The sequence below is a fragment of the Amnibacterium sp. genome (assembly GCF_036559085.1).
Taxonomy (GTDB): Bacteria; Actinomycetota; Actinomycetes; order Actinomycetales; family Microbacteriaceae; genus Amnibacterium.
The window spans coordinates 36,176-57,080 of the sequence record NZ_DATBTU010000055.1; the positions used below are offsets into that span (position 1 = coordinate 36,176).

The following is a 20,905-nucleotide window of genomic DNA, read 5'->3' on the forward strand; positions in this document are numbered from 1 at the left end:
ACGCCCCGGGGATCCCGAAGGAGGTCAGCGACCGATGGGGACGGTCGCCGTGGTCGGCGCGAGGGGAGGCGCTTGGATGGACGTCGCGATGAGCCCGGTCGTGCAGAGGACCAGCAGCGCACCCGTCATCGCCAGGCTGCCGAGCCGCTCGCGGCGGCCGGTCGCGGAGCCGTCGGGGGCGACGGTGGCGGTGAAGGGGGACACGGGTTCCTCGGATCGGGTTCGTTCGGTTCGGACATGAGGAACGGTACGCATCCGGATGGGGGGACTCCAGGCCCCACTCCAGGTGATACAGACCGGTCGGTACACCCTGGAGAGGCCGCTTCCTGTACCCCGGATGTCCTCATCCGCCGTACCCCTCTGCTGCGTCCGGGCGACCGCGCACCGGGCCTCCAGCGGTCCTCCCTACAGTTCGGACCGTGACGAACGCGACGCTGATCATCCTCGGAGCCACCGGCGACCTGACGAAGCGGCTGCTGCTGCCCGGCATCGGGAGCCTCATCGCCGGCGGCGAGCAGGCCGACCTCGACCTCGTGGAGGGGCTGACCGTGATCGGCTCCGGGCGCTCGGAGCTCGGCGACGGCGAGTGGCGCGACACCGTCACGACGGCGTTCGACGGGGTGAAGGCGTCGGGCGCCGCCGCCGACGCCATCCTCGAGCGCACCAAGTACCTGCAGGCCGACTCCACCAGCGCCGACGACTGGAAGCGGCTGCTGAAGGAGGTCGACGGCGACGAGCTCGTCGTCTACTTCGCGCTGCCGCCGGCCGTCGTCTTCAAGGTCGCCGAGGTGCTGAAGGACCTCGATCTGCCGAAGCGCACCGTGCTGGCGGTCGAGAAGCCGTTCGGCACGGATGCGGACAGCGCCGCCGAGCTGAACGAGACGCTGCGGTCCGTGGTCCCCGAGGACCAGATCCACCGCGTCGACCACTTCCTCGGGCAGCGGGCGACGCTCGCGATGCTGGCGCTCCGCTTCGACAACCGGCTCTTCAACCCGATCTGGAACGCCGACGACGTCGAGCGGGTCGAGATCGTCTACGACGAGCGGCTCGGACTCGAGGGTCGCGCCGGCTACTACGACTCCGCAGGCGCGCTGAAGGACATGCTCCAGTCGCACCTGCTGCAGGTGCTCTCGGTCGTGGCGACCGAGGCGCCCTCGGCCGTGGACGCGGTCGACCTCCGCGAGGCGACCGCCGCCGCGCTGCGCGCCACGCGCGTGTGGGAGCACGGGCCGGTGTTCCCGAACACGGATGCGCCGTCCCGCCGCGCCCGCTACACCGCGGGCGACGTGGGCGACAAGCACCTGCCGTCGTACGTGGAGGAGGACGGCGTGGATCCGGAACGGAAGACCGAGACCCTCGCCGAGGTCGCCCTCGAGGTGCGCACCGCGCGGTGGGCGGGCGTGCCGTTCGTGCTGCGGTCGGGCAAGGCGGTCGGCGCCCCGCGGGACGAGATCGTGCTCAGGCTCCGGCCCGTGCGGCATCGCCCCGACGGGCAGACCGGCGACGCCGGCCGGGAGCGCATCGTGATCGGCTTCAAGCCTCCGCGGCTCTCGCTCGAGCTCACCGCCGGCGGCGGCTCGATGCCGTTCGGCCTCGAGTCCGGCGACGTCAGCGCCACCCTGCCGAAGAGCCCGGTCACGGAGTACGGCGAGGTGATGCGCGGGGTGCTCGGCAACGATCCGACGCTCTCGGTCCGGGGCGACGTGGCGGAGCAGTGCTGGCGGATCGTGCAGCCGATCCTCGACGCGTGGGGCAAGGACGAGGTCCCGCTCGAGGACTACCCCGCGGGCAGCGACGGCCCGGCGAGCTGGAGCGCCTGACAACTCACCCGCATGCGGTGGGTTGCCACTTCTGGCCCTTGAAGCGCGCCCTCGAGGGCGGAGAGTGGCAACTCACCTGAACTCGCAGGGAGTGCCAGGACTTACAGGAACCCGGCCTTCGCCAGCTCCTCGGCCAGGCCCTTGCCGTCGGAGGCGTAGATCCAGTGCACGCCCGGCGTGGTCGCCTGGCCGCCCTCGCGTGAGCGGCCACCGGCCAGCACCGCCTCACCGGGGGAGAGGCGGCGGATGCAGATCGCGGCCACGTTCTCCGGATGGTCCTCCGCGAACCCGCGGTAGGTCTCCTCGTCGTGCTGCCCGTCGTCGCCGATCAGGAGCCAGCGCATCTCGGGGAACTCCTCCGCGATGCGCTCCAGCTCGTCGATCTTGTGCTGCCGGCCGGAGCGGAAGACGCGGTCGGGCGTCGGGCCCCAGTCGGTGAGCAGCAGCGGCCCGGGCGGGTAGAGGTTGCGGCTGAGGAACCGCGTGAGCGTCGGGGCGACGTTCCACGCACCCGTCGAGAGGTAGACGACCGGGGACTTCGGATGCGTGCGGTGCAGGCGGTCGTACAGCACGGCCATCCCGGGCGTCGCGGCGCGCGCGTGCTCGTCGAGCACGAACGTGTTCCAGGCGGCGAGCAGCGGCCGCGGCAGGGCGGTGATCATCACCGTGTCGTCGATGTCGGAGATGACGCCGAACGGGGCGTCCGGATCGAGCACGAACACGGGCGCCTCGACCGGCGGCGCGTTGCGGCCCTCGCCCTCGGTCTCGAGCACGACCCGGTGCCATCCGGGCTCCAGGTGCGCCTCCAGCCGCACGTCGATGACCCCGCCGCGGTCGGCGACCACGTGGTGCACGACGTCGCCGATCGTCACCTTCACGGGCTGGTTCTCGACGGCCACGCTGGTGAAGCTCCGCCAGCCGCGCAGCGACTCGATCCGCGCCGCGCGCCCCGGCCGGCCGGCGAGCAGCACGCGGCCGAGCACCCGGACCCAGTCCGGAGACCCGTACCCGGTGTAGGGGATGACGGTCGGCACGAAGCCGCGTCGGCGCGCCCGCCGCTCGCGGAGCTCCCGGATCGCGTCGTCCACGCGCATCGCGCGCCCGACCGCCTGCTCCACCGCCGGCGGGGGTGTGCGGCGCCGGAAACGAGGTCGTCCCGGCGCGGCCATGGCCCGAGTCTTGCAGAACGCACCGAGTCGGATCGTTACGGCCGTTTCCGGATGCGCACATATCGGCGTCCCACCCCGTGCTTAGACTTCCCGGATGTGCGCCTTCGAGGCGCAGGTTCGAGAGGGACGGAGGCGGTCCATGGCCATCGAGTTCCGCCACGTGTCGAAGACGTTCCCCGACGGCACGACGGCCGTCGAGGACTTCTCGCTGACGATCCCGTCCCACGAGACGACGGTCTTGGTCGGATCGTCCGGCTGCGGCAAGACGACGCTGCTGCGGATGATCAACCGGATGGTGGATCCGAGCAGCGGCTCGATCCTCATCGACGGCAAGGACATCGCCGAGATCCCGCCGGTCGGGCTGCGGCGCAGCATCGGCTACGTGATGCAGAACTCCGGCCTGCTGCCGCACCGTACCGTCGCGGACAACGTCGCGACGGTGCCGATGCTCACCGGCGTCCCGAAGCGCAAGGCGCGTGAGGACGCGCTCGGCCTGCTCGACCGCGTCGGGCTCGACCGCGCTCTCGCCGGCCGCTATCCGGCCCAACTCTCGGGCGGCCAGCAGCAGCGCGTGGGGGTCGCCCGCGGCCTCGCGGTCGACCCGAACATCCTCCTGATGGACGAGCCGTTCGGCGCCGTCGACCCGATCGTCCGCGACGAGCTGCAGCAGGAGCTGCTGCGGCTGCAGGGCACGCTCGGCAAGACCGTCGTCTTCGTCACCCACGACATCGACGAGGCGTTCCTGCTCGGCAACCAGGTCGTCATCCTGCAGCGCGGCGGCCGAATCGCGCAGGTGGGCACCCCCAAGGAGATCCTCGCGAACCCGGCGAACGAGTTCGTGGCCGACTTCATCGGGGCCAAGCGCGGCAAGCGCCGCCTCACGGCCGAGCCCGGCACCGGCGACGAGGTGCTCCTCGTCGACGCGGCCGGCTACGCGGCCGGCGTCATCACCGCACCCGGCGGCCGGCTCGAGCTGGTCGGCACCGGGCCCAAGTCCCGAAGCGTCTCCAACAAGACGGATCAGGCGGGGGACGCCTGATGGACTGGGTATGGACCCATCTCGCCGACATCGGTGGGCTGACGCTCGATCACATCGCGCTCGCCGTCCCGCCGATCGTCCTCGGGTTCCTGGTGTCCATACCCCTCGGCTACTGGGCCAGCCGCTCGCCCGCGGCGCGCGGCGTGCTGCTCACCGTCGGCAACGTCCTCTACACGATCCCGGCCCTCGCCCTGGTCGTGCTCGTGCCCGTGCTGCTCGGGCTGAGCCTGCTCAACCCGCTGAACGTCATCGTGGCGCTGCTGATCTACGCGGTCGCGATCATGGTGCGCTCCGCCGCTGACGCCTTCGCGGCGGTCTCGGAGGATGTGCGGCAGTCCGCGGTCGCGCAGGGCTACTCGGGGTCCCAGCGCTTCTTCCGGGTCGAGCTCCCGCTCGCCGGACCGGTGCTGCTCGCCGGCATCCGGGTGGTCTCGGTCAGCACGATCAGCCTCGTGACCATCGGAGCGCTCGTCGGCATCCCCAGCCTCGGCAGCCTCTTCACGGACGCGTACCAGCGGGCCTTCCTGCTCGAGGCGGCGGTCGGGTTCGTCATGGTGCTCGTGCTCGCGGCGGTGTTCGACCTCATCCTGGCGCTGGTCGGGCGGCTGCTGATGCCCTGGAACCGGGGCAAGTCGGTCCGGGGTGGGGACCGGGCTCGCCTCGAGGCGCTGCCGGTGAAGGTCACGGGGAGCATCTGATGCTGCTCCTGCAGGGGATCGCCTGGATCTTCACGCCGGGGAACTGGGTCTCCGTGAACAGCGGGCTCGGGATCGGCGGCGAGATCGCCGCCCACCTCCTGCTCACGTTCCAGAGCCTGCTCGTCGCGATCGTCGTCGCCGTCCCGATCGGCCTGGCGATCGGGCACACGGGCCGCGGGCGCGGCATCGCGATCCTCGCCGGCAACGTGGTGCGCGCGTTCCCCACGCTCGGCCTGCTGTCCATCCTGCTCATCGGGCTCGGGGCCGGCGTGCTGGTGCCGGTCGCGGTGTTCTCCCTGCTCGGCATCCCGCCGCTGCTCGCGGGGGCCTACGCGGGGCTCGAGTCGATCGACCGGCAGACCATCGACGCGGCGAGGGCCACCGGCATGACCGAATGGCAGATCCTCCGGAAGGTCGAGATCCCGCTCGCCGCCCCGCTGCTGCTCGGCGGCCTCCGCAGCTCGACGCTCCAGATCATCGCCACCGTGGCGCTCGTCTCCGAGTTCGGGTACGACAGCCTCGGGCAGTTCATCATCGCCGGCGCCGCGACCCAGGACTACGTGCAGATGGTGGGCGGCTCCATCCTCGTGACGGCGCTCGCCCTCCTCGCGGACGCGATCCTCGCGCTCGCCCAACGACTCACCGTGCCGCGCGGGGTGCCCCGCGGCCTCGGCGGAAGATCCACAGCACGCGGCAGGCGAGTCCTGACCGCACCCAGTGGGGCACCCATCTCCGAAGGGAACTGAACGACCACCATGTCCATCACACGCAGAGGCCTGCTCGGCACCGCCACGGTGCTGACCGCGGCCACCCTCGCGCTCGCGGGCTGCTCCAGCTCGAACTCCCTCGCCGGCTCCTCCTCGAGCGCGTCGGCCTCGTCCTCCGCCTCGAGCAGCGGATCCGCCGGCGCCGGGACGGTCACCGTCGGTTCGGCGAACTTCCCCGAGAACGTCGTCCTCGCCTACATCTACGGCGGCGCGCTGAAGAAGGCCGGCGTCGACGTGGCCTACAAGGTGAACATCGGCGCCCGCGCCGCCTACATCGCCTCGCTCGAGAAGGGCGACATCAACCTCGTCCCCGAGTACGCGGGCAGCATCCTGTCGTACCTCGACAAGAGCGCGAACGCGAAGTCGGGCCCTGCCGTCAAGACGGCGCTCGACAGCGACCTCGCGAAGGTGAACCTGAAGGCGGCGGACTTGTCCCAGGCGGCCGACTCCGACTCGCTGAACGTCACGCCGGGCTACGCGAGCAAGAACAAGCTCACCTCGATCGCCGACCTGAAGAACGTCGGGTCGTTCACCGTCGCCGCGAACCCCGAGTTCGCGACGCGACCGGACGGCATCCCCGGCCTCAAGTCGGTCTACGGGCTGACCAACGTGAAGTTCAAGTCGATCAACGACAGCGGCGGCAACTCGACGCTGCAGGCGCTGCTCGGCAACCAGGTGCAGGTCGCGGACATCTACTCGACCACCCCGTCGATCCTCGCGAAGAAGCTCGTCACCCTGAAGGACCCCAAGAACCTCTTCGCGTCGCAGCAGGTCGTGCCGATCTACTCGGCCTCGAAGGACTCCTCCACGATCACCGACACGCTGAACAAGGTGTCGGCGGCGCTCACCACGCAGGACCTCCTGGCGCTGAACACGAAGGTGTCGGGCGCCGCGAAGGAGGACCCGCAGCAGGCGGCCCAGGAGTGGCTGAGCAGCAAGGGTCTCGGCTGAGCCGAGGGGACCGGCCCTAGGGACGAGGCGGGCGCCGATCGGCGCCCGCCTCGTTCGTCGTTCCGGCCTCGGCCGCCTCGACGCGCGTCTTGTCGACGCGAGTCTCGTGGTGCTCGAAGCGGTGCAGCAGCCGCTTGCCGAAGGCGACGGCCAGCAGGAACACGAGCATCACCCCGAGCAGGATCCAGCTCGCGAAGTGCAGGGTGCCGGACAGGGCCCGGTAGCTCGTGCCCGCCACGGTGCCGACCGACACGTAGATGAGCGCCCAGAGCGTGCAGGCGGGTGCCGTCCAGGCGAGGAAGCGCCGGTACGGCATCTCGCCGGCGCCGACCGTGACCGGCACGACCGCGTGCAGCACCGGCAGGAAGCGGCTGACGAAGATCGCGACGCCGCCCCGCTGATCGAGCCAGCGCTCCGCCCGCAGCCAGTGCTCCTCGCCGATCCGCTGCCCCAGCCGGCCGGCCCGCAGCCGGTCCCCGAACCAGGCGCCGAGCGCGTAGCCGACGCTCTCGCCGGCGAGCGAGCCGGCGATCACGGAGAGCAGCAGGAGCAGCCACTCGACCCCGTCCTTGTTCGCGGTGGCGGTGATCAGCACGATCGTGTCGCCCGGCACGATGAGGCCGATGAGCAGCGACGTCTCGCAGAACATCCCGACGAACGCGACCAGGTACCGCCATGCGCCGATGGCCTCGAGGCTCGCGAGCGCCGCGGTGAGCCACTGGTCCACGAGGTGCTCCTTCGCGTCCGCCACGGGCCGGAGCCGCCGTGGTCCGTCCGCCGGATCAGCGTAGGCGCAGATGCCTCTAGGGTTGAAGGCTGTTCCGCCGCCTCCTCAAGAGCCAAGGACCCGATGATGGCCGACGCCGACCCCGATGGCCTGCCGACCGCCCAGCAGCTGCAGGAGAAGTGGCTGCCGCGCTGGGACGAGCTGCAGCTCTTCCGCTCCTCCGACCCCGGGGACAAGCGGCCCCGCAAGTACATCCTCGACATGTTCCCGTACCCCTCGGGCGACCTGCACGTGGGGCACTCGGAGCAGTACATGCTCGGCGACTTCCTCGCCCGCTACTGGCGGCAGCGGGGCTTCAACGTGCTGCATCCGATCGGCTGGGACTCCTTCGGGCTCCCGGCGGAGAACGCGGCGATCAAGCGCGGCGCGGATCCCCGGCAATGGACGTACGACAACATCGCGCAGCAGCGGAAGACCTTCCATCGCTTCGGCGTGAGCTTCGACTGGGACCGGGTGCTGCACACCTCGGACCCCGAGTACTACAAGTGGAACCAGTGGCTGTTCCTGCAGCTCTACAAGCGCGGGCTCGCGTACCGGAAGGACAGCTGGGTCAACTGGGACCCGGTGGACCAGACGGTGCTCGCGAACGAGCAGGTGCTGCCCGACGGCACATCGGACCGCTCCGGCGCCGTGGTCGAGAAGAAGAAGCTCACGCAGTGGTACTTCCGCATCACGGACTACGCGGACCGGCTGCTCGACGACCTGAAGCAGCTCGAGGGCACCTGGCCGGCCAAGGTGCTGGCGATGCAGCGCAACTGGATCGGGCGGTCGAACGGCGCCGAGGTCGACTTCCGGGTCGAGGGGCGCGAGAAGCCGATCACGGTCTTCACCACCCGGCCCGACACCCTGTACGGCGCGACCTTCATGGTCGTGGCGCCGGATGCGGACCTCGCGTCGGAGCTCGTCGAGGGGGCACCGGCGGAGATCGCCGAGTCCTTCGCCGCGTACCTCGCGAAGGTGCGCTCGACGACCGAGGTCGAGCGGATGAACGCCGACCGCGCGAAGACGGGCGTCTTCCTCGGCCGGTACGCGATCAACCCGCTGAACGGCGAGCGGCTGCCGATCTGGGCGGCCGACTACGTGCTCGCGGAGTACGGCACAGGCGCGATCATGGCCGTGCCCGCGCACGACCAGCGCGACCTCGACTTCGCGCGGGAGTTCGACCTGCCCGTGCGGGTCGTCGTCGACACGACGCAGCCGGCGACGGGCGTCGTGCCCACCCTCAAGCCGGGTGAGCCGCTGCCCGACCTCGAGTCGCTCGATCCGGTCGTCACCGGCGTGGCGCTCGCGGGGGAGGGCCGGCTCGTCGCATCCGGTTCCCTGAACGGCCTCTCGAAGGTGAACGCGATCTCGCGCGTCATCAAGGAGCTCGAGGCGGCCGGCACCGGCCGGGCCGCGAAGAACTACCGCCTGCGCGACTGGCTGATCTCGCGGCAGCGCTTCTGGGGCACGCCGATCCCGATCATCCACGCGGCCGACGGCACCGAGATCCCGGTGCCGGAGGACCAGCTGCCCGTGCTGCTGCCCGACACCGAGGGGCTCGACCTGAAGCCGAAGGGCACCTCGCCCCTCGGCGCGGCCGAGGCCTGGGTCAACGTGCCGAACCCGGTGGACGGCAGCCCCGCCCGCCGCGACGCGGACACGATGGACACGTTCGTCGACAGCTCCTGGTACTTCCTCCGCTTCCTGTCGCCGCACGACGAGGAGCGCCCCTTCGACCCCGCCGAGGCGGAGCGCTGGGCGCCGGTCGACCAGTACGTCGGCGGCGTCGAGCACGCGATCCTGCACCTGCTCTACGCGCGGTTCATCACCAAGGTGCTCTACGACATGGGCCTGGTGTCGTTCACCGAGCCGTTCAGCGCGCTGCTGAACCAGGGCATGGTGCTCTCCGGCGGCCACAAGATGTCGAAGAGCCGCGGCGGCGTCGACCTCGGCGTCGCGATCGACACCTGGGGCGTCGACGCGATCCGAGTCAGCATGGCCTTCGCTGGGCCGCCCGAGGACGCGATCAACTGGGAGGACGTGCATCCGGCCGGCTCCATGAAGTTCCTCGCGCGGGCCCTGCGCCTCGCCGAGGACGTCACGAGCAGCCCCGACGTGGTCTGGGCGACGGGCGACGAGTCGCTGCGGCGCGTCACCCATCGCCTGCTGGCGGACGCGCCGGGGCTCGTCGAGTCGTTCAAGTTCAACGTGCTCATCGCCCGCGTGATGGAGCTCACGAACGCGACGCGCAAGGCCATCGACTCCGGCGCGGGACCGGCGGATGCGGCCGTGCGCGAGGCGACGGAGACCGTCGCGCTCGTGCTCAGCCTCGTCGCCCCGTTCACCGCGGAGGAGATGTGGGAGCGGCTCGGCTACCCGCCGTCCGTCGCCGTGTACGGCTGGCGGAAGGCCGACCCGACCCTCCTCGTCGAGGAGTCCGTGACCGCGATCGTGCAGGTCGACGGCAAGGTGCGCGCGCGCCTCGAGGTGTCGCCGACGATCACGTCGGAGGACCTCGAACGGCTCGCGACCTCGAACGACGTCGTCCGCCGTGCAGTGGGGGACAAGCGCGTCGGCCGGGTCGTCGTTCGGGCGCCCAAGGTCGTGAGCATCGCCACCGAGTAGCGTCCGCTCCTCCACAGGCTCGGGCTCGGCCCCGAGCGCCGTCTCGGCTGCACGACGGCGCACGGGTCGGCGGCCGCGTTCCTAGCCTCCCGCCGTGGAACCGCTGCTCGCCGACCTGATCGCCCGAGCCGGGGCCGCGCGGCGCCGCCTGCTGATCGGCGGTGGGCTCGCGCTGGCCCTGGTGGTCCTCGTCGTCGCGGTGGCCCTGTCCGCCGCCTCCGGCGGTGGTGGCACCGTGCGGGTGAGCGCGGGCCCGGCCCGCTCCTCGTCCGTGCCGACCCCGACCGCGCTGCTCGTGCAGGTCACCGGCGCCGTACGGCATCCCGGCCTCGTGGCGGTGCCCGACGGCTCGCGGGCCGTCGACGCGATCGCAGCCGCGGGCGGGGCGACGACGGCCGCCGACGAGAGCTCCGTGAACCTCGCCGCCCGGGTCGTCGACGGCCAGCAGCTCGCGGTGCCCGTGCGCGGCGCGGCACCAGCGGCCGGCCCATCGGGCGGCGCGGCATCGGGAGCAGCGACGGGGCCGGTCAGCCTCAGCGCCGGGACGGAGGCGGAGCTCGAGACGCTGCCGCGGATCGGGCCCGCGATGGCGGCGCGGATCATCGCCTGGCGGACCGCCAACGGCCCCTTCCGCTCACTGAACGACCTCCTGAAGGTCGGCGGCATCGGCCCGAAGACCCTCGCCGGTCTGCAGGGCGTCGCCACCCCGTGAGGACCGCAGTCGCCCGGACGGGACTGCTGCTTCCCGCGCTCCTCGCGGAAGCCCTGGCCGCCGCGCTGACCCTCGCGCCCGCGCTCTGGCCGCTGGCGGCGGCCGCCTCCGCCGTCGCGGCCGGCGCGCTGCTGCTGGTCGCCGCCCTCCGCCCTCGACTCCGGCGACGGCGCACGCTGCGGCTGCTCGTCGCGACCGCCGTCTGCGCCGGTGCTGTCGGGGTCGCGGTCGGCCTGCAGGAACCGGCGCGGGCCCCGGCGTGGTTGCCGATCGGATCCGCCGTCCCGGCCGTGCTGCGGATCGAGTCCGTCGCACCGGTGTCCCTGAACGACCGGGCCGGCGCGCTCACCCGGCGGCTCCTCGTGCAGGCGGTCCTCGTCCGTGCGACCGTGAGCGGGGTCGCCCGTCCCGCCGCGGCGCCGCTCGTCGTCTTCGCCGATCGGCTCCCGACGGCCGCGCAGGCACCCGGTACCACGGTCGCCGTCGATCTCGTGCTGCACCGTGCGCCGCCGTCCGACGCCGTGGCCTTCACGGCCTCGACCTCCGGCGGCGTGCGCGTCGTCGGTCGCGCCGATGCCGTCCAGCAGGCCGCGCAGGGGCTGCGTGCGGGGCTGGCACGACGGACCGCGCGGCTGCCCGGCGACGGCGGCGCGCTGCTCCCCGGACTCTCGATCGGGGACACGAGCCGGGTGAGCCGGTCGCTCGACCAGGCGATGAAGGATGCGTCGCTCAGCCACCTCACCGCGGTGTCCGGGGCGAACTGCGCCGTCGTGACGGTCGCCGTGCTCGGGCTCGCGGCGCTCGCGCGCCTGCCACGCTGGGCGAGGGGCCTCGCGGCGGGCGCTGCGCTGGCCGGCTTCGTGGTGCTGGTCACGCCGCAGCCGAGCGTGCTGCGAGCCGCGGTGATGGCGGCCGTCGCGCTCGCCTGCCTCGTCTCCGGACGACGGGCCGCCGGCGTCCCGGCGCTCGCTGTGGCGGTCCTCGTGCTCGTGATCGGCGACCCATGGCTCGCCCGCAGCCCAGGGTTCCTGCTCAGCGCCCTCGCCACAGGCGGGCTGCTGCTGCTCACGCGGCCGATCGCGGACCGCCTCGGGCGCGTCCTGCCGCGGCGCCTGGCGCTGGCGCTGGCGGTCCCGATCGCGGCGCAGCTCGCGTGCGAGCCGGTGCTCGTGCTGCTGCAGCCCGCGGTGCCGCTCGCCGGCGTGCTCGCGAACCTCCTCGCGGAACCCGCCGCGCCGATCGCGACGGTGCTCGGGCTGGTCGCCTGCCTGCTCCTGCCCGTCGTGCCCCTGCTCGGCGGGGGCATCACGGTGCTCGCCTGGGTCCCCGCCGCCTGGATCGCGGCCGTCGCCCGGCTCGGCGCGGCGGCACCGAGCATCCCATGGCCCGCGGGTGTGGCCGGGGGCCTGCTGGCCGTCGCGCTGCTGCTGCTCGCCGTGGTCGCCGCCGCCCGGTCCCTCTCCCGGCGGACGCGGGCGATCGCGGCCGTGCTCGCCGGGCTCGTGCTGATCGCCGGCGCCGGTGTGCTCGCCGGGGGAGCGGTGGCGCGGGTGGTCGCGCCGCCCACCGACTGGGAGATCGCGGGCTGCGACGTCGGCCAGGGCGACGCGTTCGTGCTGAACGGCGGCGCCGGCCACTACGCGCTCGTCGACACCGGGCGGCAGCCGGCGCCGATCCTCGCCTGCCTCTCCCGGCTCGGGATCCGCCGCATCGACCTGATGGTGCTCACCCACTGGGACGCCGATCACGTCGGGGCGAGCCGCTCCGTCGCCGACCGGGTCGGCACGGCCTTCGTCGGCCCGACCGACCGCGGCGCCGCGGACTCGTTGCGATCCGCGATCGCGCAGGCGGGTGCGCACGTCGTGCAGGTGCGCAGGGGGGAGCAGACCCGGGTCGGACGGCTGCGGATCGACGTGCTCTGGCCCGAGGACCCGCCGTCCGCGGTCCTCGGCACCGGTAACCCCGCGAGCATCACGCTGCTCGTGACCGGTCGCCTCCGGTCCCTCTTCACCGGCGACCTCGGCGAGGACGCGCAGAACGCGCTGCTCGACGACGGAGCGCTGCCACCGGTCGACGTCGTCAAGGTCGCCCATCACGGCTCCGCCGACCAGAGCCCGGCCTTCTACGCGGCATCCGGCGCGGCGGTCGGCCTGATGGGCGTCGGGGCGCACAACGACTACCACCACCCGACGGCGCGGCTGCTCCGGATCCTCCGCGCGGACGGCATCGCGCCCTTCCGCACCGACCAGGACGGGCTGCTCCTCGTCGCACGCGGGACGGACGGCGGCGTCACCGTCTGGACCGAGCACCCGGTCACCGCGGCCGTGTGGTCACCGGCACCCTAGACGGTGTGTCGCCGACACCCTGGATACTGGAGGCACCATGGCAGCCCGCGCCGCCGCGCCCGCACGATCGGGCGCCGCCAAGATCCCCGTGCTCGCCTGGGACCAGGCGCGGCCCGCGCCCGTCGTGCTCGTCTCGGGTCCGGAGGAGCTGCTCGCCGAGCGCGCGATCCGCGCCATCCGCGCCACGCTCACCGCCGCGGACCCGAGCCTCGAGGTCACCGACCTCGACGCCACGTCGGCCGCCCTCGGCGACCTCACGACCCTCGCCAGCCCGTCGCTGTTCGGCGAGCCGCGCCTCATCCGGGTCGGCGGCGTCGAGCGGCTGTCGGAGGCGTTCCTCACCGAGGCGCTGCGCTACCTCGAGCACCCGGCGGACGAGACGACCGTGGTGCTCCGGCATGCAGGCGGGGTGCGCGGCAAGAAGCTGCTCGACGCGGTGCGCAACGGCCTCGGCGGCGGCGTCGAGGTCTCCTGCGCGGAGCTGAAGCGCGACGCGGACCGGTCGGCCTTCGCCTCCGCCGAGTTCCGGACGGCGGGCAAGCGGATCGCACCCGGCGCCCTCCGGCTGCTCGTCTCCGCGTTCCAGGAGGACCTCGCCGAGCTCGCCTCGGCCTGCCAGCAGCTCATCGCGGACACCAGGGGCGACATCACCGAGTCGACCGTCGAGACGTACTACGCCGGCCGCGTGGAGACGAACGCGTTCGCTGTCGCGGATGCGGCCATCGCCGGCCGGCGCGGCGACGCCCTCGTGCTGCTGCGGCACGCGATCGCCACAGGAGCCGATCCCGTGCCGATCGTCGCGGCGATCGCCATGAAGCTGCGCACCATGGCCCGCGTCTTCGACGTGCGCGGCAGCGGCGGCCAGGTCGCCTCGGAGCTGGGGCTCGCGCCGTGGCAGGTCGACCGGGCGCGCCGTGACGCGCAGGGCTGGCAGCCGGAGGGCCTCGGCCGGGCGATCGTGATGCTCGCCGAGACCGACGAGCGGGTGAAGGGGGCCGCACGCGACCCCGAGTTCGCGGTCGAGCGGCTCGTCGCTTTCGTCGCCGCGAGGGGCGAGACCGAGCGCTGAACGAGCGTTCCGGTGACGGTCGACTTCGGACATCTCCGGGCGTCATCGGACGCCCGTTCAGCCCGAAACGGCCCGTCGGGTCGACGTGCCGGTTCCAGCAGCGTCAGCGACTCCCGCGCTGACGACCGGGGTCAGAGGCTCGCGACCGACTTCGCGATGGCCGACTTGCGGTTCGCGGCCTGGTTCTTGTGGATGACGCCCTTCGAGGCGGCCTTGTCGAGCTTCTTGCTCGCGAAGACGAGGGCGGTCGACGCCTTGTCCTTGTCGCCGGTGGTGACGGCGGTGCGGACGGCGCGGATGGCCGTCTTCAGCTCGCTCTTCACGGCCTTGTTGCGGTCGTGAGCCTTCTTGTTGGTGCCGATGCGCTTGAGCTGCGACTTGATGTTCGCCACGTGGAGATGCCTTTCGAAAGACGGTGTCGGTGGGGCGGGATGTCCGCCGTCGTCGGGCCGGGCCGCGTGGTGCTGCGGGCGCCCGAAAGCCGTCCGGAAGTCTACCAGGTCGACCGTCGGCCGTGGATGCCGGCCCGGTGCCGTCCCGGGCGGTTGAATGGCCCGATGCCGTCGTTCTCCCGCACCGCGTTCCGCGTGCCCGGCTCGGGCATCCGCCGCATCCACGAGATCGCGATCCGGATGCCGGACGTCCTGGCCCTCGCCGTCGGGGAGCCCGACCAGCCGGTCGCCCCGCACGTGCTCGCGGCCGCCAGCGCCGCGTGGCTCGCCGACGACACCGACTACACCGGCAACGCCGGGATCCCGCCCCTGCGCGAGGCGCTCGCGGCGAAGCTCCGGGCGGTCAACGGGATCGATGTCGAGGCGGACCAGGTCTGGGTCACGACCGGCGGCACCGAGGCGCTCTATCTCGCGCTGTCGCTGGTGCTCGAGCCGGGCGACGAGGTGCTCGTGCCGGATCCCGGCTACACCACCTTCCAGATGGCCCCGCCGATGCTGTCGGCCGTCGCCGTGGGGTACCGGCTCGAGCCGGACCGCGGCTTCCTGCCCGACCTCGCGGGCCTCGAGGCGCAGGTGACGCCGCGCACGCGGGCGATCATCGTGAACTCGCCCTCGAACCCGCTCGGGGTCGTCTTCCCCGAGCCCGTGCTGCGCGAGCTGCTCGCCTTCGCGTCCCGGCACGACCTCTGGCTGATCAGCGACGAGGTCTACGAGGCCTTCACCTGGGGCGTGCCGCACGTGAGCCCGGCCTCGTTCGACACCGAGCAGCGGGTGCTGACGGTGCACTCGTTCTCGAAGACCTACGCCTTGACCGGCGCCCGCGTCGGCAGCCTCGTCGTGCCGCCGGGGCTCGGCGACGTGCTCCGCACCTACCAGGAGGCGCTCGTCTCCTGCGTGAACACGCCCGCGCAGCAGGCCGCGCTCGCGGCGCTCACCGGCCCGCAGGACGCGGTCGGGACGGCGGCGGAGCACTACCGGGGCAACCTCGCCGCGGCCACGGCGCTGCTCGACACCATGGGCATCCGATACCTCGACCCGCAGGGCGCCTTCTACCTCTGGATCGACGTGTCCCACGCGAGCGAGGGCGACGTCGCGCACTGGGCCGAGCGGTTCCTGCTCGAGCAGCGGGTCTCCGTCGCGCCGGGCAGCGCCTTCGGGGCCGGTGGCGAGGGCTGGATCCGGGTGTGCGCCGCGGCGTCCCGCGAGACACTTCTCGAGGGTCTCGGCCGCCTGCCGCAGCCGGCAGCGGCGTCCGAGCCCCCGGCCGACGCCGGGGTCGTGGCGCCGGCCTGACCGGTCCTCAGGCCCGCAGCGCGAGCGCGAAGGGCAGGACCGCATCCGCTCCCGCCTGCCGGAGCAGGCGGGCGGCGACGGTGGCGGTCCAGCGGCTGTCCGCGGCGTCGTCGACGAGCAGCACGGGCCCGCGGGTCTCGGTGAGCCGCGCCCGCAGGTCGTCGGGCACGCGGAAGGCCGACCACACAGCGGCCAGCCGGGCGAGGCTCGCGCCGCCACCCTCCGGCGGCACCGAGGTCGTCGACTCGAGCGTGCCGAGCAGCGGGAGCCGTCCGATCTCGGACAGCGCCCGGGCCGCTGAACCCACGAGCAGCGGATGCGCGTGCGACGGCATGGCGACGACGCCCACCGGGCGCTCGGCCCAGTCCCACTCGCGGAGCACAGCCACCGCTGCATCGACGACGCCGCGGGGCACCTCCTGGTCGGGCGCGCCGGGCGCGAGCAGCCGCCGCAGGGAGCCACCCCACCCGAGATCGGTCAGCCGGGCGATGGCCCGGCCCTCCTCTGGGCGCTCTCCGACCGCGATGTTCCCCCGTACCGGCAGGCCACGGGAGTCGGCACCGGTCGGCCACTGCTTGCGGGCCTCGATCGCCACGCCGACCCGCCCGAGCGCCGCGCCCGCGGTGCCGGCGGCGTCGGCGGACACGTCGGTCGGGAACCAGGCGCCGGCGCAGCTGTCGCAGCGCCCGCAGGGCGCGGCCGTCGGGTCGTCGAGCACGCGCTGCAGGTACTGCATCCGGCACCCCTCCGGCCCGGCGGGCAGCGCCTCGTAGTCGAGCATGTGCTGCTGCTCAGCGATCCGCGCGGCGCTGATCCGCTCGTAGCGCTCCGCGTCGTACGTCCACGGCACCCCGGTGGACACCCATCCGCCGCGGACCCGCTGCACCGCGCCGTCGACGTCGAGCACCTTGAGCAGCAGCTCGAGGCGGCTGCGCTTGACGTCGACGAGCGCCTCGAGCGCCGGCGTGGAGAGCGGCCGCTCGGGCTCCAGCTCGCGGAGCACCGCCTCCGCCTTCTCCTGCGTGGGCATGCTCGCCGTCGCGAAGTAGGTCCAGATGGCCTCGTCCTCGGCGCCGGGCAGCAGGAGGACGTCGGCGGACGCGGTCGCCCGCCCCGCCCGGCCCACCTGCTGGTAGTAGGCGACGGGCGAGGACGGGGCGCCGAGGTGCACGACGAACCCGAGGTCGGGCTTGTCGAAGCCCATCCCGAGCGCGCTCGTGGCGACGAGCGCCTTCACCCGGTTCTCCTTGAGCGCCTGCTCGGCGGACTCGCGCTCGGCGTTCTCCGTGCGCCCCGTGTAGGCGAGCACGTCGTAGCCGGCCTCACGCAGCAGCCGCGCGGTGTCCTCGGCCGCCGCCACCGTGAGCGCGTAGACGATCCCGGATCCGGGCAGGTCTCGCAGGTGCTCGACGAGCCAGCCGAGCCGGGCGGCCTGATCGCGGGTCCGCAGCACGCCGAGGCGGAGCGAGGCGCGGGCGAGCGGCCCGCGGATGGTGAGCACCTCGTCCGGCGCGCCGAGCTGGGCGACGACGTCGTCGACGACCCGCCGGTTGGCGGTCGCCGTGGTCGCGAGCACGGGCGCGCCGCCGGCCGTGGCCACGACGTCGCGCAGCCGCCGGTAGTCGGGGCGGAAGTCGTGGCCCCAGTCGGAGATGCAGTGCGCCTCGTCGATGACGAGCAGGCCGGTGCGCTCGATCAGGGTCGGCAGCTGGGTGTCGCGGAAGTCGGGGTTGTTCAGCCGCTCGGGGGAGACGAGCAGGACGTCGATCTCGTCGGCGGCGAGCCGCGCCCGCACGTCGTCCCAGAGATGCGGGTTCGCGGAGTCGATGGATGCGGCCCGGATGCCCGCGCGGGCGGCCGCGGCCACCTGGTCCCGCATCAGCGCGAGCAGCGGCGACACGAGCAGCGTGGGGCCGGCGCCGCGGTCCCGCAGCAGCTTGGTCGCGACGAAGTAGACCGCGGACTTGCCCCATCCGGTGCGCTGCACGACGAGGGCCCGCCGCGCGTCGTCGACGATCGCGGAGATGGCGTCGTACTGGCCGTCGTGGAAGTCGGCGTCGGGCCGCCCGACGAGCGTGCGGAGCACGGCGAGCGCGGCGGTGCGGGTGTCGGTCACCCGCGACACCGTGCCAGGTGCCGGTGACAGCCGCCGTCGACGAGGGGCGCCGGCGTCACGACTCGGGTCCGCGCTCCAGCACGGTGTCCGTCCGATCCTCGAGCGCGCGGCGGATGCGGTTCAGGTAGCGCTCCGGCACCTCCGGCATCGCGTCGATCGGGAACCAGCCGACGTCCACGGACTCGTCGTCGCCGACCGCCGCCTCGCCGGAGACGTAGCGCAGCCGGTAGGTGTGGTCGGTGAACCGGCTGCGGTCACCGTTCGGATACGCGTACTCCTTCGTGACCCCGACGGCGGCGAGGCGCTCGACGACGGCGTGCACGCGCGCCTCCTCCCAGACCTCCCGCTCCGCGGCGTCGGCCGAGTGCTCACCCGGCTCGACGATGCCCGCGACGGGCGTCCACTCGCCGGTGTCCGCGCGCTGCACGAGGAGCAGCCGGTCGCCGTCGACGACGACCGCGGTGGTCCCGACGAGCCACAGCGGCTCGGTCCCGATCCGCTCGCGGAGGCGCAGGATGAAGTCGGGCGTCGGCACGGCCCGACGCTACCTCGCGCCGTGATGAGGGAGACTGTCGGCGCCATGCCTCGCGCCACCACGCCCCTCGAGCCCGCCGCGACGCCGCCCGAGTCGATCCGCAACTTCTGCATCATCGCGCACATCGACCACGGCAAGTCGACGCTGGCGGACCGGATGCTCGGCATCACCGGGATCGTCTCCGACCGCGACGCGCGGGCCCAGTACCTCGACCGGATGGACATCGAGCGCGAGCGCGGCATCACGATCAAGAGCCAGGCCGTGCGGATGCCGTGGGCCGTCGGCGGCGCCACCTACGCCCTCAACATGATCGACACCCCGGGACACGTCGACTTCACCTACGAGGTCTCCCGCTCGCTCGCCGCCTGCGAGGGCGCCATCCTGCTCGTCGACGCCGCCCAGGGCATCGAGGCGCAGACCCTCGCGAACCTCTACCTGGCGCTCGAGAACGACCTCGAGATCATCCCGGTGCTGAACAAGATCGACCTGCCGGCCGCGGAGCCCGAGAAGTACGCGGCCGAGCTCGCGAACCTCATCGGCGGCGACCCGGCGGACGTGCTCCGCGTCTCCGGCAAGACCGGGATGGGCGTCGAGGCGCTGCTCGACCGCGTCGTCGAGCGGATCCCCGCCCCGGTCGGTGACCCGAACGCCTCCGCCCGCGCGGCCATCTTCGACTCCGTCTACGACTCCTACCGCGGCGTCATCACCTACGTGCGGATGGTGGACGGCAGCCTTCGCTCCCGCGAGCGGATCCAGATGATGTCCACCCGCGCGGCCCACGACATCCTCGAGATCGGGGTGTCCTCCCCGGAGCCGACGCCCACGACCGGGCTCGGGGTCGGCGAGGTCGGCTACCTGATCACCGGCGTGAAGGACGTCCGTCAGTCGAAGGTCGGCGACACCGTGACGACCGCGGTGAAGCCCGCGACCGAGCCGCTCGCCGGGTACACCGAGCCGAAGCCGATGGTCTTCTCCGGCCTCTATCCGATCGACGGCGCCGACTACCCCGACCTGCGGGAGGCGCTCGACAAGCTGAAGCTCTCGGACGCGGCGCTCGTCTACGAGCCCGAGACGTCGGTGGCGCTCGGCTTCGGGTTCCGCTGCGGCTTCCTCGGCCTGCTGCACCTCGAGATCGTCAGCGAGCGGCTGGAGCGCGAGTTCGACCTCGACCTCATCGCGACCGCCCCGTCCGTCATCTACGAGGTCGACACCGACGACGGCAAGCAGGTCACGGTGACGAACCCGAGCGAGTTCCCGATCGGCAAGGTCGCCGAGGTGCGCGAGCCGATGGTGAAGGCCGCCATCCTCACGCCGAAGGACTACGTCGGCACCGTGATGGAGCTCTGCCAGAGCCGCCGCGGCTCCCTCGAGGGCATGGAGTACCTGTCGGAGGAGCGGGTCGAGATCACCTACACGATCCCGCTCGGCGAGATCGTCTTCGACTTCTTCGACCAGCTGAAGAGCCGCACCGCCGGCTACGCGAGCCTCGACTACGAGCCGGCGGGGGAGCAGGCGGCGGACCTCGTGAAGGTCGACATCCTGCTGCAGGGCGACCGCGTCGACGCCTTCAGCGCGATCGTGCACCGCGACAAGGCCTACGCCTACGGCGTGCTCATGACCGAGCGGCTGAAGAAGCTGATCCCGCGCCAGCAGTTCGAGGTCCCCATCCAGGCCGCGATCGGCGCCAGGATCATCGCCCGCGAGTCCATCCGCGCGATGCGGAAGGACGTGCTCGCCAAGTGCTACGGCGGTGACATCACCCGCAAGCGCAAGCTGCTCGAGAAGCAGAAGGAGGGCAAGAAGCGGATGAAGATGGTCGGCCGCGTCGAGGTGCCCCAGGAGGCGTTCATCGCCGCGCTGTCGGGCGACACGGAGCAGGCGAAGAAGTGACGACCGGCCCGCGCCGGCGCACGGCCGTCCACGCCCCCGAGATGGGCTTGAACTACACCGCCATCGGCGCCACCGCGAGCCCCGAGGTCGTCGCCTTCCCGCCGCCCGGATTCCGCGCCGCGGAGCTGCGGCACCGCATCGGCAGCGGCGAGCGCCGCTTCGACCTCGCCGGGCGCGCGCTGATGACGTGGGGCGCCCTCCGCGGCGCCGGCTTCGACGTGGCCGAGATCCATGCGGAGCCGCGGGCGGTCTCGCCGCGCGGCACCGGCCCGCTGTTCCTCGAGGACGGCACGCCCTGGATCACGCCCGGCATGACCGCGACCATCTCGGGGGCCCACGAGGTCGCGGGGCCCGTGAAGGTGGTCTCGGTGATCGACGAGCCGGGACGCATCGGCTACGTCTACGGCTCCCGGCCGGGCTCGCCGGCGTGCGCGGAGCGGCTGCTGCTGCTCGAGCACGAGCCGGACGACGCCGTCTGGCTCACGGTCCGCTCGATCTGGCAGCAGGCCGGCCGCAGCTGGAGCGTCGCCGCCCGCGCGCTCGACGCCCGCCAGCGGCGGCTCGACGAGCGCCTCGTGAAGTCGCTGCACCCGTCGAACGCCGCCTGAGCCCCTCCCACCCATCGCGCCGTTCCGGAGAAACGGGGCGACACGCC

The 20,905-nt window shown here is 72.8% G+C and carries 18 protein-coding genes; 12 read left to right on the forward strand and 6 right to left on the reverse strand.

Translation table 11 applies throughout. The annotated features are described in order from the left end of the window. Positions 1–24: 24 nt before the first annotated feature. Positions 25–204 carry a hypothetical protein gene (locus tag VIG76_RS09765; RefSeq protein ID WP_331953615.1) on the reverse strand — a complete coding sequence of 60 codons (180 nt, stop codon included), beginning with the start codon at positions 202–204 and terminating at the stop codon, positions 25–27. A gap of 215 nt (positions 205–419) precedes the next feature. On the opposite strand from VIG76_RS09765, the gene VIG76_RS09770 reads away from it, so the two are divergent. Continuing rightward, positions 420–1,820 (forward strand): glucose-6-phosphate dehydrogenase, encoded by a 1,401-nt coding sequence (locus VIG76_RS09770; protein ID WP_331953617.1) that lies wholly within the window; start codon positions 420–422, stop codon positions 1,818–1,820. Between the two features lie 101 nt (positions 1,821–1,921). Here VIG76_RS09770 and VIG76_RS09775 read toward each other — a convergent pair whose 3' ends face one another. Next, entirely contained in the window at positions 1,922–2,914 is a 993-nt protein-coding gene (locus VIG76_RS09775) for an App1 family protein (RefSeq protein WP_331953694.1), read from the reverse strand. 214 nt (positions 2,915–3,128) lie between these two features. Between VIG76_RS09775 and VIG76_RS09780 the strand changes: the two genes are divergently transcribed. The 4 genes from VIG76_RS09780 to VIG76_RS09795 are packed head-to-tail and all read left to right on the forward strand — an operon-like array spanning position 3,129 to position 6,444. After that, the gene (locus tag VIG76_RS09780) at positions 3,129–4,028 is read left to right on the forward strand and encodes an ABC transporter ATP-binding protein (protein ID WP_331953619.1); all 900 of its coding nucleotides are present in this window, start codon (positions 3,129–3,131) and stop codon (positions 4,026–4,028) included. Continuing rightward, on the forward strand, positions 4,028–4,726 hold the full coding sequence (locus tag VIG76_RS09785) for an ABC transporter permease (RefSeq protein WP_331953621.1): 699 nt from the start codon (positions 4,028–4,030) through the stop codon (positions 4,724–4,726). Before VIG76_RS09780 ends, VIG76_RS09785 begins: the two co-directional genes overlap by 1 nt. After that, a complete protein-coding gene (locus VIG76_RS09790) occupies positions 4,726–5,472 on the forward strand; it encodes an ABC transporter permease (RefSeq protein ID WP_331953623.1) in 747 nt (248 codons plus the stop codon). Before VIG76_RS09785 ends, VIG76_RS09790 begins: the two co-directional genes overlap by 1 nt. A gap of 9 nt (positions 5,473–5,481) precedes the next feature. Then, positions 5,482–6,444: an ABC transporter substrate-binding protein gene (locus tag VIG76_RS09795; RefSeq protein ID WP_331953625.1), complete on the forward strand. Its 963-nt coding sequence runs from the start codon at positions 5,482–5,484 to the stop codon at positions 6,442–6,444. A gap of 16 nt (positions 6,445–6,460) precedes the next feature. On the opposite strand, the gene VIG76_RS09800 is transcribed toward VIG76_RS09795, so the two are convergent. Then, entirely contained in the window at positions 6,461–7,195 is a 735-nt protein-coding gene (locus tag VIG76_RS09800; RefSeq protein ID WP_331953627.1) for a DedA family protein, read from the reverse strand. 102 nt (positions 7,196–7,297) lie between these two features. On the opposite strand from VIG76_RS09800, the gene leuS reads away from it, so the two are divergent. The 4 genes from leuS to holA all read left to right on the forward strand — a co-directional run bounded on the left by leuS (position 7,298) and on the right by holA (position 13,964). Next, on the forward strand, positions 7,298–9,838 hold the full coding sequence (leuS, locus tag VIG76_RS09805; protein ID WP_414640632.1) for a leucine--tRNA ligase: 2,541 nt from the start codon (positions 7,298–7,300) through the stop codon (positions 9,836–9,838). 94 nt (positions 9,839–9,932) lie between these two features. Then, positions 9,933–10,550: a ComEA family DNA-binding protein gene (locus tag VIG76_RS09810; RefSeq protein ID WP_331953631.1), complete on the forward strand. Its 618-nt coding sequence runs from the start codon at positions 9,933–9,935 to the stop codon at positions 10,548–10,550. Next, positions 10,547–12,895, forward strand: coding sequence for a ComEC/Rec2 family competence protein (locus tag VIG76_RS09815; protein ID WP_331953634.1), 2,349 nt, complete (start codon positions 10,547–10,549; stop codon positions 12,893–12,895). The genes VIG76_RS09810 and VIG76_RS09815 overlap by 4 nt, the downstream gene beginning before the upstream one ends. 37 nt (positions 12,896–12,932) lie before the next feature. Then, positions 12,933–13,964 (forward strand): DNA polymerase III subunit delta, encoded by a 1,032-nt coding sequence (holA, locus tag VIG76_RS09820; protein WP_331953636.1) that lies wholly within the window; start codon positions 12,933–12,935, stop codon positions 13,962–13,964. A gap of 131 nt (positions 13,965–14,095) precedes the next feature. On the opposite strand, the gene rpsT is transcribed toward holA, so the two are convergent. Beyond that, positions 14,096–14,356 carry a 30S ribosomal protein S20 gene (gene rpsT / locus VIG76_RS09825; RefSeq protein ID WP_331953638.1) on the reverse strand — a complete coding sequence of 87 codons (261 nt, stop codon included), beginning with the start codon at positions 14,354–14,356 and terminating at the stop codon, positions 14,096–14,098. A 165-nt stretch (positions 14,357–14,521) separates the two neighbouring features. Here rpsT and VIG76_RS09830 point away from each other — a divergent pair, with 165 nt between their 5' ends. Further along, positions 14,522–15,709 (forward strand): pyridoxal phosphate-dependent aminotransferase, encoded by a 1,188-nt coding sequence (locus tag VIG76_RS09830; RefSeq protein WP_331953640.1) that lies wholly within the window; start codon positions 14,522–14,524, stop codon positions 15,707–15,709. A 7-nt stretch (positions 15,710–15,716) separates the two neighbouring features. On the opposite strand, the gene VIG76_RS09835 is transcribed toward VIG76_RS09830, so the two are convergent. Beyond that, positions 15,717–17,825, reverse strand: a complete 2,109-nt coding sequence (locus tag VIG76_RS09835; protein ID WP_331953642.1) for a RecQ family ATP-dependent DNA helicase — start codon at positions 17,823–17,825, stop codon at positions 15,717–15,719. A 55-nt stretch (positions 17,826–17,880) separates the two neighbouring features. Continuing rightward, the gene (locus tag VIG76_RS09840) at positions 17,881–18,360 is read right to left on the reverse strand and encodes an NUDIX hydrolase (RefSeq protein ID WP_331953644.1); all 480 of its coding nucleotides are present in this window, start codon (positions 18,358–18,360) and stop codon (positions 17,881–17,883) included. 45 nt (positions 18,361–18,405) lie between these two features. Between VIG76_RS09840 and lepA the strand changes: the two genes are divergently transcribed. Together lepA and VIG76_RS09850 are read left to right on the forward strand one after the other, a co-directional pair. Beyond that, entirely contained in the window at positions 18,406–20,250 is a 1,845-nt protein-coding gene (gene lepA, locus VIG76_RS09845) for a translation elongation factor 4 (protein ID WP_331953649.1), read from the forward strand. Next, positions 20,247–20,858: a DUF1990 family protein gene (locus VIG76_RS09850; RefSeq protein ID WP_331953651.1), complete on the forward strand. Its 612-nt coding sequence runs from the start codon at positions 20,247–20,249 to the stop codon at positions 20,856–20,858. The genes lepA and VIG76_RS09850 overlap by 4 nt, the downstream gene beginning before the upstream one ends. Positions 20,859–20,905: the final 47 nt, after the last annotated feature.